11 protein-coding genes are annotated in these 11,845 nt (G+C 68.4%); 8 read left to right on the top strand and 3 right to left on the bottom strand.

Annotated features, from left to right (window positions below):
- Window positions 1-7 precede the first annotated feature (7 nt).
- Window positions 8-805: a flavin reductase family protein gene (locus ASD87_RS18760; RefSeq protein WP_056325006.1), complete on the bottom strand. Its 798-nt coding sequence runs from the start codon at window positions 803-805 to the stop codon at window positions 8-10.
- Window positions 806-816: 11 nt separating this feature from the next.
- The gene (locus tag ASD87_RS18755; protein ID WP_056325005.1) at window positions 817-1,881 is read right to left on the bottom strand and encodes an LLM class flavin-dependent oxidoreductase; all 1,065 of its coding nucleotides are present in this window, start codon (window positions 1,879-1,881) and stop codon (window positions 817-819) included.
- Between the two features lie 108 nt (window positions 1,882-1,989).
- On the opposite strand from ASD87_RS18755, the gene ASD87_RS18750 reads away from it, so the two are divergent.
- Entirely contained in the window at window positions 1,990-2,931 is a 942-nt protein-coding gene (locus ASD87_RS18750; RefSeq protein ID WP_056325002.1) for a LysR family transcriptional regulator, read from the top strand.
- Window positions 2,932-2,945: 14 nt separating this feature from the next.
- Here the strand turns inward: ASD87_RS18750 and ASD87_RS18745 are convergent, their stop codons facing one another.
- Entirely contained in the window at window positions 2,946-3,830 is an 885-nt protein-coding gene (locus ASD87_RS18745) for an SMP-30/gluconolactonase/LRE family protein (protein WP_056325001.1), read from the bottom strand.
- Between the two features lie 274 nt (window positions 3,831-4,104).
- Here ASD87_RS18745 and ASD87_RS18740 point away from each other — a divergent pair, with 274 nt between their 5' ends.
- From ASD87_RS18740 to ASD87_RS18710, 7 genes are read left to right on the top strand one after another with little or no spacing between them, the layout of a single operon-like run.
- The gene (locus tag ASD87_RS18740) at window positions 4,105-4,875 is read left to right on the top strand and encodes an enoyl-CoA hydratase/isomerase family protein (protein WP_056324996.1); all 771 of its coding nucleotides are present in this window, start codon (window positions 4,105-4,107) and stop codon (window positions 4,873-4,875) included.
- A gap of 2 nt (window positions 4,876-4,877) precedes the next feature.
- On the top strand, window positions 4,878-7,010 hold the full coding sequence (locus ASD87_RS18735) for an acetate--CoA ligase family protein (RefSeq protein ID WP_056324992.1): 2,133 nt from the start codon (window positions 4,878-4,880) through the stop codon (window positions 7,008-7,010).
- 8 nt (window positions 7,011-7,018) lie between these two features.
- Window positions 7,019-8,224, top strand: a complete 1,206-nt coding sequence (locus ASD87_RS18730; RefSeq protein ID WP_056324991.1) for an acyl-CoA dehydrogenase family protein — start codon at window positions 7,019-7,021, stop codon at window positions 8,222-8,224.
- Window positions 8,221-9,165 (top strand): acyl-CoA dehydrogenase family protein, encoded by a 945-nt coding sequence (locus ASD87_RS18725; RefSeq protein WP_056324987.1) that lies wholly within the window; start codon window positions 8,221-8,223, stop codon window positions 9,163-9,165. The genes ASD87_RS18730 and ASD87_RS18725 overlap by 4 nt, the downstream gene beginning before the upstream one ends.
- A 9-nt stretch (window positions 9,166-9,174) precedes the next feature.
- Window positions 9,175-9,933 carry an SDR family NAD(P)-dependent oxidoreductase gene (locus tag ASD87_RS18720; protein WP_056324983.1) on the top strand — a complete coding sequence of 253 codons (759 nt, stop codon included), beginning with the start codon at window positions 9,175-9,177 and terminating at the stop codon, window positions 9,931-9,933.
- The gene (locus tag ASD87_RS18715) at window positions 9,933-11,114 is read left to right on the top strand and encodes an SDR family NAD(P)-dependent oxidoreductase (protein ID WP_056324980.1); all 1,182 of its coding nucleotides are present in this window, start codon (window positions 9,933-9,935) and stop codon (window positions 11,112-11,114) included. Before ASD87_RS18720 ends, ASD87_RS18715 begins: the two co-directional genes overlap by 1 nt.
- Window positions 11,102-11,839: a carboxymuconolactone decarboxylase family protein gene (locus ASD87_RS18710; protein ID WP_056324977.1), complete on the top strand. Its 738-nt coding sequence runs from the start codon at window positions 11,102-11,104 to the stop codon at window positions 11,837-11,839. The genes ASD87_RS18715 and ASD87_RS18710 overlap by 13 nt, the downstream gene beginning before the upstream one ends.
- Window positions 11,840-11,845: the final 6 nt, after the last annotated feature.

The raw sequence follows: 11,845 nt of genomic DNA, 5'->3' as shown, positions 1-11,845 counted from the left end.
CATCGGTTCATTGCAGCTGCGCTGGCGCAATGCCGTGCGTGGCGGACTTGAAGTTGATCACCGGACGCGCCTCGCGGCAGGACGTCCTGCGAATCTTGCCCACGATCAGATCGTGCGTGCCCAGCTTCTCGGTGCAAACGATGTCGCACTCGATGCTGGCCAGCGCATCGGGCAGCACCGGCGCGCCATGTTCGTTCATCACCCATCCACCCTGGGCGAACCGCGCCTTGCCCTGAGGATTCTTCATGAACGCCTCGATCACCTCGCCGTGGCCTTCTCCCAGGATGTTGGCGACGAAACGGCCGTTGCGCAGCAGCGGCGCATGCGCCGACGCGGTCTGCTGCACAAAGAACCCGACCATCGGCGGGTCGGCCGAGATCGACGTCAGGCTGGAGACGATCATGCCCGCCATGTCGTCGCCGTCACCCGTGCTGACGGCGCTGATGCCGGCCGGCAGCGACCGCATCGCCGCCTTGAAATCATCCACCGACACCACCTCGTCGCATTCGTTGACCACCATGTGCGCACGGATGTCGCCGCGTTCGTCGACCCATCCGTGCCGCGCCGCGTAGTCCACCATCTTCGAGAAGCTGGCTTCCCAGGCCGGATCGCCCGCGTGCTGCGACAGGAAGCGCAGCACTGACGGCGACAGCCGCACGTGCCGCTCGTCCTCGCGCCGGCCGATGCGGGCGATCGCGCGTTCCAGCCGATCCGCGGGCTGCGGGTCCGCCAAAACATCCAGACGGCCGAAATCGGCCGCGTCGCGCAGCGCAATGGCGCCGGCATTGCTCAGGTAGATACGCATGCTGCCCTCCTTCAGGCAAGGACGGTCGTGCTGCCGACTTCCTTGCGGATCGCGGGAATGATCTTGTCGCCCCAGAGTTCGATCTGCTTGAGCATCGTCTTCTGGTCGAAATCGCCAAGCTGCGTTTGCAGCGCAATGTGCTTCGGACGCAGGATGCTGATCTCTTCGAGCATCTTGTCGATGACCTCGTTGACCGAACCTACCGGCAGATTCTTGCGCAATTGCTCGAACGTCGGGTCCGTTTCCGAAGGCACTTCCTTGACCATGTAGCCGTCGTCGCTCTGCGCGCGGCGGAACTTCAGGCTTTCGGAAATGCGGCGCTGAAAGCGCGCGCAATCCAGATAGGCATCGATCTCGGCCTTGTTGTCCGACGCATAGCCACAGCGCAAAAAGCCGAACTTCACGTCGCGGTCCAGGTTCTTGCCGTTGTCCTCGGCCACCTTCTCCAGCCGCCCGCGCAGTTCCGCGATGGCGTCGTTGCCCTTGAGCAGCGCCGTCACGAACAGATTGTGGTTCTCGCGCACGCCGCGGCCAAGCGTCACCGGATTGCCCGACGTGATCCACAGCGGCGGCATCGGATCCTGCACGCAGCGCACCGCGATCGAGCTGGGCGGAATCTTCAGGAACTTGCCGTCATGCTCGAAGATCTTCTGCGTCAGGCCCTTGGGGATGACGTCCAGGAACTCATTGAAGATCGCACCCGACTCCTCGATCTGGACGCCGAAGCGCTCGAATTCGAACTGCTGGTACCCCGACCCGACGCCCAGGTCCAGCCGCCCATTGGACACCGTGTCCACGAAGCCGACTTCCGCCAGAAAGCGCGCGGGGTGATACAGCGGCAGAATGCACACTGCCGTGCCCAGGCGTATCTGGCGCGTCTTGGCCGCGGCATGGGCCACCGTCATCAGCGGCGACGGCGACAGGGAGTAGTTGTTGAAGTGATGCTCGGCGTACCACGCCGTGTTGAATCCGGCTTGCTCGGCCGCCACCGTCTGCTCGATGGAGTTGTTGATGACTTGCGCGGAGGACTGGTGGTAACCTCGTTGCTGCGCCAGAATGAATACGCCGAATTCCATTGTGTCTCCTCATTGATGCTTGAATCCTTGAGGAAATTCTAGAGGCCGGTAGTCATGGGCTGGAATACAAGAAAAGCGGCGTTCTGTGCTGCATAAAGTGGAGGAATGATGGACAGACTGCGCGCCATGGAGCTCTTTCTGTCGATCTCGAAGTCCGAGAGCTTCTCGGAAACCGCGCGCCAGTTCGGCATCTCTGCCACCTCGGTGTCGCGCATGATCACCGACTTCGAAAGCGAGCTCAACGTCAAGCTGCTGCTGCGGTCCACGCGGCAGGTCGTGCTGACCGAAGCGGGCCAGGAATACGCCCGCCAGCTCGAACCCATTCTCTGGAACATCAACGAGGCGCATCGCAACATCACCGAGATCCGCGCCGCGCCCAAGGGCGTGCTGCGCGTGCATTCGCGCATGATGTTCGGCCTGGGCGTGCTGCCGCAGCTGGTCGCGGCCTTTCGCGAGGCCTACCCCGAGATCCACATCGAACTCGTGCTGTCGGAAGCCAAGACGGATCTGCGGCGCAACAACTTCGACATCGATTTCCGCATCTCGCCGCCCGTCGAGGCGGGCCTGAAGCGGCGCATCCTGTTCAAGAGCGAACGCTATCTCGTCGCTTCGCCCGCGTATCTGGCCGATCGCAAGCCGCCCGAAACGCCGGCCGACATCGCCCAGCACGCGTGCCTGGCTTACCTGCTTCCTGGCGACCAGTACCTCTGGCGCTTCAAGCAGGGCGAGGTCATCGATGAAGTGCCGATCCAGCCCAGGCACGTCACCAACAATGGTGTGGCGTTGCTGGAGCTGGCCAGGCTGGGGGAAGGAATCGCGCTGCTGGACGACTACACCGTGCACCACGACATCGCGCGCGGCACGCTGGTGCGGCTTTGTCCGGACTACCGCGTCACCAACACCACCTTCGAAGAAGGCATGTACGCCACCATCCTAGACACGGCCATGATCCCCGTGAAGATCCGGCTGTTCCTGGACTTTGTCGCCTCGCACGTGTCTGGCGCCGAGCTGCGATTCGCCGCGTACGGCAAGCCGGCTGCCGACGCCTGACCCGGCGGTAAGCGTCAGGCGCCGGGCCGGATCGCGCAGCGCGGGCGCGGCGCGCCTGCGTAACCCGCGCCGCGGATGCGCAGCAGCGCGCCGTCCAGGGGGCCATTGGCCGACAGTCGTCCGCTGTCGCTGATGGACGTGACGTAGAGGTCGGTCAGGTCGTCCCCGCCAAAGCACAGCGACGCCGGGTGGGCGACCGGCACGTCGATGCGCCGGTCCAGTTTGCCGTCGCGGTCGAACCGCACGACGGCGCCCGCATGCACCAGCGCCGTCCAAAGCCCGCCGTCCCGATCAAAGCAGCAACCGTCCGGCGCCGATTCAAGCGCGTCCGTGTCGGCAAACACCTCGCGGCCCGATAAGCCTGCCTGCGCATCCATGCGATACCGGTAGATGGTGCGCGCCGCGCTGTCGCACACATGAAGGTGCGTGCCGTCCGGATGCAGGGCCGGGCCGTTGACCACGCCGATCCCCTGCGCGATCCGGGCAAGCGTGCCGCGCGTGTCCAGGCGATACAGTCCGCCCAGCGGCGCCTCGCCGGCCTCGCGGTAAATGTGCATGGTGCCCGCGACAAAGCTGCCGTCCGGCAGGGGCGTGCCGTCATTGAGCCGCAGGTTGGGGTGGCTGACGCCGATATCGGCCAGCGTTCGCAGGCTGCCGTCCGCCGGCCGGAACAGCGCAAACGATTCCTTCAACGCCACGACCAGCTCGTCCTCGCCGTTGAAGGCAAATGACCCGAGCGGCGCCGGCAGCTGCCAGCTTTGCACGCGGCCCGAATCCGGCGTCACGGCCAGGATCAGGCCCTTGCGGCAATCGGCCATCCACAGCCGCCCGCCCGCCGCGTCCCACACCGGGCATTCGCCCAATGCCGCACGCAGCGATCCGATACGTTCGAACTGCATCTGCCTCCCTCTTTCCAACACGCGCGCTGGCGATGATTTTTCCCCATGGTATCGGCTGCGGGGAGCCCGGAATATGCGCCATTCCTGCAGAACACAACCACCGTTTTTGCCGTAGATCGGGCCCAGGCCCCTTCCTAAAATCAAAAAAAGTCCAGTGCCGGCAGGCGTGGACAGCAGACAAGACCGGTCATCAGACCCCGAGGAGACTTACGATGCAGCATGCCCACGGCGCCCGGCGCCCCGCTATGTGTTTCCAATCGAGCGAGGTGCGGGCATGAGCGACACCCCCGTCAAGTTCGAAGTCAATGAGGGCGTGGCGCTGGTCACGCTGAACAACGCGCCGGTCAATGCGCTCAATCGCGCCATGCGCCGCCGCATCGTGGCGATCTTCGACGAGATCTCCGAGCGCGACGACATCCGCTGCGCGGTGCTGACCGGCAGCGGCACGGTCTTTTGCGCCGGCGCCGACCTGAAGGACCGCCCCAACGCCGACATCGCCGGCGACTTTCTTGAACACAACCGCATCACCCGCGAAACCGGCAACGCCATCAAGGAATGCGCCAAGCCGGTCATCGCCGCCGTCAACGGCGCGGCGCTTGGTGCTGGGCTGGGCCTCATGGCCGCCTGCGACATCATGTATGCGTCCGAGAACGCCACCTTCGGCATGCCCGAAATCAACGTCGGCCTGGCCGGCGGCGCGTCCATGCTGCGCACGCTTTTTGGGCGTTCGACATTGCGCCGCATGTTCTTCACCGGCCAGCGCCTGACCGCGCACGACCTGCTTCGCCGCAACGTGCTGGAAGACGTGCTGCCCGCCGACCAGCTTCTGCCCGCCGCGCTGGCGCTGGCGCACGAAATCGCCGGCAAGGCGCCGCTGGCCGTGCTGTACGCCAAGCGCGCCGCGAACATGGTCGACCTCATGCCGCAGCGCGACGCCTACCGCTTCGAGCAGGACTTCACCATGGCGCTGGCCAAAACGGAAGACGCGCGCGAAGCCCGCATGGCATTCCTGGAAAAGCGCCAGCCGCAATTCAAGGGACGTTGAGCATGGATACGCAGCATCAACGCCCCGGCGCGGGGCTGGCGCCCTTCTTCCAGGCCGCGGGCATCGCCGTCATCGGCGCCTCGGACGCCATCACCAAGATCGGCGGCCGTCCCGTCCACATGCTGATCAAGCACGGTTACCGCGGCGCGGTGTACCCCATCAATCCCAAGGGCGGAACCATCCAGGGGCTGCCCGCGTACGCCAGCGTGACGCAGACACCCACGGCGCCCGACCTTGCGATCCTGGCCGTGCCCGCCGCAGCCACGCCCGCCGCGCTGCGCGACTGCGCCGCGCGCGGCGTGAAGGCCGCCATCGTGCTGTCGGCCGGCTTTACGGAGGCCGGCCCCGAAGGCGCCGCGCTGCAGGCCGAACTGGTGGCCATCGCCCGCGAACACGGCATGCGGATCCTGGGCCCCAACTGCCTGGGCACGGTCAATGTGGCCGAGCGCCTGATCGGTTCCTTCTCGATCGCGCTGGAAGAGAACATGCCGCCCGCCGGCCACGTGGGCATCGTGTCGCAGTCGGGCAACGTGGGCAGCCACACCATGCAAAGCGTCGCCCGCCGCGGCATGGGCGTCAGCCGCTTCATCGCGACCGGCAACGAAGCGGATGTGGATGCCGCCGACGGCATCGCCGCGCTGGCCGAAGACGCGGACACGCGCATCATCCTGTGCTGCATGGAAACCTGCCGCGACGCCGGCAAGCTCATCGGCGCGCTGCGCCTGGCGCGCGAGCGCGCCAAGCCCGTCATCATCCTGAAGATTGGTTCCACGGAAAAAGGCCAGGCCGCCGCCGCCTCGCACACCGGCGCCCTCACCGGGTCCGACGCCGTGATCGACGCGGTCTTTCGCCGTCACGGCGTGCTGCGCGTGCGCTCGGTCGAAGCGCTGATCGACATCGGCCACGCCGCCTCGCTGCTCATGCCCCGCCGCCTGCCGGCCAACGATGCGGTGACGCTCGTGGCGGCGTCCGGCGGCTTCGGCATCATGATGGCCGACGCCATGAGCGAGGCGGGCCTGTCCCTGCCCCCGCTCGCGCCCGACACGCAGCGGCGCATCCGGGAAGCCGTGCCCACCGCCAGCACCGGCAATCCGGTGGATGCGTCCGCCCAGATGTCCGCCCGTCCGGACATCCTGCTCAAGATGCTGACCGCCCTGCTGGAGGACCCGTCGGCCAGTTCCGTTGCGCTGTTCATGTCGCTGTCGCTCTACAACGCCCGGCTGCGCGGCATCTACCTGCAAGCGCTGGCCGAGGTGCGCGCCAGCCACCCGGACCGCCTCTTAATGGTCATCAGCCAGGGGCCGGCCGACGCCGTCCAGCAGATCAACGCGCTGGGCATTCCGGTGTTTTCCAGCATCGACGCGGCCGCCACGGGGCTAGCCGGACTGGTGCAGTTGGGCCGCCTGCGCAATTGCATTCCCGATGGCACGGCGCTGCCCGCTTCGGAACCGGTCGACCCGGCCGTGTTCCGCAACGAATTCCACGCCAAGCAGGCGCTGGGCAAAGCCGGCATCGATGTGCCGCGCGAGATCATCGCCCGCGATGCCGACGAGGCCGTGCGCGCGGCCGGCGCCATCGGCTATCCCGTGGTGCTGAAGATCGCCTCCGAGGACGTCGCGCACAAGACAGAAGCCGGCGGCGTGCTGCTCGACCTGGCCGATGCCGGCGCCGTGCGTCAGGGCTACGCGCAAATCCTGGCCAATGTGGCGCGGCACGCGCCGGCCGCGCGCATCGACGGCGTGCTGGTCGCGCCGATGGTCGCGGGCGGCACCGAACTGATCGCCGGGGTATCGCAGGATCCCGTCTTCGGTCCCATCGTGATGGTGGGCATGGGCGGCATCTACGCCGAAGTGTTGAAGGACGTCGCCGTGCAGGCCGCGCCCGTCAGCGAGGACGAAGCCGCCGAGATGATCCGGTCGCTCAAGATGTTTCCCATCCTGGATGGCGCACGCGGGCGGCCCAAGGCCGACATCGCCGCCGCCGCGCGCAGCGTGGCGCGCCTGTCCGAATTCGCGTACCGCCACCGCGCGGACGTGTCCGAAATAGACATGAACCCCATTCTGGTGCGGCCGCAGGGCCAAGGCGTCGTCGTCCTGGACGCGCTGATGATTCCGCGCGCCACCCCCGCCCACTGAGGACAGCCATGCAATACGAACAACACGCCGCAGTCCCCGACCCTGCCGCGGGCCCCGAGGTCTACCGCCAGCACGCGCGCACCTGGCTGCGCGCCAACCTGCCCGGCTTCATGCGCGCCGACAGCCTGGACTGGCGCGCCCCCTCGCTCGCCGAAAGCAGCGCCTGGGAGGCCGCGATGTATCAGGCGGGGCTTGCCGGCATGACGTGGCCCAAGGCCTACGGCGGCCACGGCCTGACGCTGCGCGAGCATCTGGCCGTGAACAAGGAGATTGGCGCACTGCCCATGCCCGAGAGCGTCAGTTCCATCGGCAAGGAACTGGCCGGCCCCATCATCATGGCCGTGGGCACCGAACAGCAGAAGCAGGACTTCCTGCCCGCGATCCTGGCGATGCGCCAGTACTGGTGCCAGGGGTTTTCGGAGCCGGACGCGGGGTCGGACCTGGCCCGCCTGCGCACCAAGGCCGAACAGCAGGGCGATACGTGGCGCATCAATGGCCAGAAAATCTGGACCAGCGGCGCGGCCAAGGCGCACTACTGCCTGCTGCTGACGCGCACCGGCACCGTGGCCGACAAGCATCGCGGCCTGCTGATGTTCGCGGTCCCGATGGACACGCCGGGCATCCGCGTCGTCCCCATCAAATCCATCGACGGCAAGGAGTCCTTTGCCGAGGTGTTCTTCGACGACGTGGTGGTGCCCGACAGCGCACGCCTGGGCGCCCCGGACGAAGGCTGGAACGCCGCCATCCGGGTGCTGTCCATCGAGCGCGCCACCAACCGCATGTACCGCCCGTGGCGCTTCGAATGCGAACTGCGCCAACTCATCGCCGCCTGCAAATCCGATGCGCAACTGGCCCCCGCGCTTGACGACGGCTATGTGCAGCGCCGCGTCGGCGACCTGGTCTGCGAGATCGACGGCTTGAAGGGCCTGGTCGAACTGACCGTGGCGCGCATGCTGCGTGGCGAAACCATCGGCGCGCGCGGTTCGCTCACCAAACTGTATTGGTCGGAATGCCATCAGGCGTTCGCCGGTCTGGCGCTGTCGCTGCTGTCGCAAGTGGGGCCGCATTCCAGTGCCCTGGCGCGCCGCGCGCAGAAGGCCTTCACCACCGCCTACCTGTTCTCGCGCGCCGAGACGATCTACGCCGGCACCACCGAAGTGCAGCTCGACGTCATCGCCCAGCGCGTCATGAATCTGCCCAAGGACCTGACATGAGCCACGAAGAACTGCGTCCCGAGGAATTCGCGCAGGCCGCCGACGCCGCGATCACCGATGCCCTGACCCGCCAGGATCCCCGCGCCATGGCGCAGGTGCTGGCGCTGGCGGGGCTGTGCGGGGTCATGGCCGCCGAAGACGACGGCGGACTGGGCCTCCCGCTCGAATTCGCGCTGCCGATCGCGCATGCGGCCGGCCGTCTGCGTCTGCCCTTGCCGCTTCCCGAACAGATCCTGCTTGCGGGCGCGCTGGCCGGCACGCCGCAGGCCGCGGCCCTGGCCGCCGGCGAATGCCTGGCCGGCATCGCCTGGCATGGCAGCCTGCAGGCCGGTCACGCGCGACTGGATCAGGGCCCCGCCGACTGGGTGCTGGTGGCCGACGGCGCGGGTGCGGCCCTTGTCGATGCCACGGCATTGCCGCGCGACGACCAGGCGGCGCTGGATACCGATCATCCGCAAACCTGGATCGCGCTCGCGGACGCGCCGGTGCTTGCGCGGCTGGACGAAGCCGCATGGGCCGCGCTGCGCCGCCAGGCGCACCTGCTGCTGGCCGAGTTCGCCAACGGCGCCGCCGAAGGCGCACTGCAAGCGGCGGCCGATTACATGGCCACCCGCGTGCAGTTCGGCCGGCCGCTGTCGGCCAAACAGGCCGTGCGCCACTTGCTGGCCCGCATGCGGCTGCTGCAGGACGTCTCCAGCGCCGCAATACGACGGGCTGCGCACGCCGACGAATACGGCGCGCCGCGCGACACGCAGCCCGCGCTGGCTGGCGCGCTTGCCAACGCGGCCTTCGTCATCGAAAAGGCCATCCACCTGCACGGCGGCATGGGCTTCACGTGGGAACTGCCCCTGCATCGCGCGCTGCGCGCGGTGCGCAAGCTGGACGCCGCGTTTGCAGGGCTGTCGCGCGGCGCCGGCCACGCATTCATTCAATCGGTATAGGAAGCAAACATGGCACAAGATCTCGCCGGGCGCGTCGCGCTCGTCACGGGCGCGGGCGCCGGCATCGGCAGGGCCACCGCCCGCCTGCTCGCCGCGCGCGGCGCCACGGTCGGCGTCAACGACCTCAAGCAGGAACTGGTGGATGACGCCGTGGCCGGCATCGTGGCCGAAGGCGGCAACGCCTTTCCCGTGGTGCAGAACGTCGCCACGCGCGAAGGCATCGGCGCAGCCGTGCGGCAGGCCGCCGAGCACGGCGCGCGGCTGGATATCCTGGTCAACAACGCCGCCTGGGTGCGCTACCAGAGCGTGCCCGACATTCAGCCCGACACGCTGGAGCGCATGCTGGACATCGGCTTCAAGGCCGTCATCTGGGGCATTCAGGCGGCGGCCGAGGTCATGGACCCCGAGCGCGGCGGCGCCATCGTCAACGTCGCATCCACCGCCGCGCTCAAGTCCGCACCCAATTCCATCGTGTATTCGGGCATCAAGTCCGGCGTGCTGGGCGTGACGCGCGCGGCCGCCGCCGAACTCGGTGCGCGCCGGATCCGGGTCAACGCAGTCTGCCCGTCGGCGGTGCCCACGGAAGGCACGCAGCGCAACCGCAACGCCGAACGCGACGCGCGCCGCGTCGCCAGCACGCCGATGGGCCGCCTGGGCACGGTGGACGACATCGCCGAGGCCATCGTGTTTCTTGCCAGCGACGAGGCCCGCTTCATCACGGCGCAGGCGCTGGTGGTGGACGGCGGCATCACGTTCACGACCCTTTGATGGACACCGTCCTGCTCACGGGCGCGGCCAGCGGCATTGGCCGTGCGGCGGCCCGCCGGCTCGCGGCCGCGGGCCATCGCTGCGTCCTGGTCGACCGCAATGCGCCGGCGCTGCAGGCGCTGCGGGCCGAGCTGCCCGCGCCCGCCGATGGAGAGCATCTTGCACGCGTCACCGACCTGACCGACGCGTCGCAGATTGCCTCCCTGGCGGACGGCATGCCGCGCCTGGAAGCGCTCATCAACAACGCCGGGATGACCGACAGCAGCAATAGACCCACCGTCGACCAGGCCGCCGGCGACTGGCAACGGCTGCTCGACCTGAACCTGCGCGCGCCGGCCCGCCTGGTGAGCGCCCTGCGCGGCCGCCTCGTCGACGGCGCGCGAGTCGTCAATGTGGCTTCCGGCGCGGGACTGCGCGCCATCCCGTGGCGCGGCGGCTACAGCCCCAGCAAGGCCGGGCTGATCGCGCAGAGCCGTGCGCTGGCCCAGTCCGATCCGGGCCTTCGCGTCACCGTGCTCTGCCCCGGTTACGTGCAGACGGAACTGGTGGCGGGCCTGATCGCCTCGGGCCGCCTGGACCCCGAACGCGCCGTGGCCAAGATCCCGCTGGGCCGGTTGGCCGATCCTGACGAGATCGCATGCGCCCTCGCCTTCCTGGCCAGCACGCACGCGGCCCCGCTTGCCGGCGGACTCGTGTGCATGGATGGCGGTTCGTCGGTGTACGGCGGAAGCCAGACCTATGCCCCTGCCGCCGGACTCGGACGCGTTCCGGCGGATGCGCCCCTATCGCTCACCGTTCGCGGCGACTGGCCGCCGCTGCCCGGTGAATCCGCTGGCGACGGCTACCCCGCGGTGCTGGACGCAACGGTGCTGGCCAGCGCACCGGGGCAACGGCTGACCGCAGCATTGCAGGCCGCGCAGCGCTTTACCGCTGACGGCCCCGCCAGCCTGACGCTGCTGCTGCCCGATGACGACGGCCTGGATTGGGAACACGCCGGCGATCACGCGGCCGCGCGTATGCTGATCGCCTCGCTGGCCTGCGAATGGGGACCGGCGGCGCGCCGCATCAATGCCGTGCAGGTCGCGCAAGGCACGGCGCCCGAGGCGCTGGCGCCCCTGCTGCGCTTCGTGGCCGGCGCGCAGGCCCAATATCTGACGGGGCAAGTGCTATGCAGCCGCTGACCGGTCTGGACGAGATCAAGGCCCGCTTCATCGCCGCGCGCGGCTATTGGCGTCCGTGGACAGACGCGATGCTGCACGCCAATCCGGGCTTTCTGGCGCACTACGCCGACTACGCGGGACACCCGGCCAAGACGGGACCGCTGGCACCCCGCATGGTCGAGCTGATCTACGTGGCGCTCGATGCGTCGGCCACGCATCTTTTCGAGCCGGGCCTGACCACCCATCTGCGCATGGCGCGCGAGGCCGGCGCCACCGATGCCGACGTGTTCGACGTGCTGCACCTGGTCACGATGCAGGGCCTGAGCGCGGTGCTGCAAGCCGCCGACCTGCTGCACGAGGCCGCGCCCCAACCGGCGCTGAATCCGGACGATGCCCTGCGCGCCCGCATCGCCGCGCTGTGGCCGGAACAGGCGGGTAGCCTGCTGCGGCTGGCGGCGATGGACCCGGGCTATGTCGCTGTCCTGCTCGACTTTCTGGAACATGGCGCGCCTGCCGGTGGTTTGACCCGCGCGGAGCGCTTGCTGGTGCGGGTCGCCCTGCACGCCTGCTTCACGCAGGGCGACATGGACACCACGCGTGCGTTGGTCCACGAGGGATTGGCGCAAGGGGTGACGCGCCAAGCCCTGTTGCAGGCCATCCAGTTGGGCGCGCATCTGGCCGTCCACGGCGCGGCGCTGGGCGCCGCCGTCCATGCGCGGTTGAAGGATTCAGGCGCTTCGGGTTAGGTCCGC

Origin of the sequence: Achromobacter sp. Root170, from assembly GCF_001428165.1 — a bacterium.
In the GTDB taxonomy this organism is placed as follows: Bacteria; Pseudomonadota; Gammaproteobacteria; order Burkholderiales; family Burkholderiaceae_B; genus Achromobacter; species Achromobacter mucicolens.
This window is presented reverse-complemented; position numbering and strand designations above follow the sequence as displayed.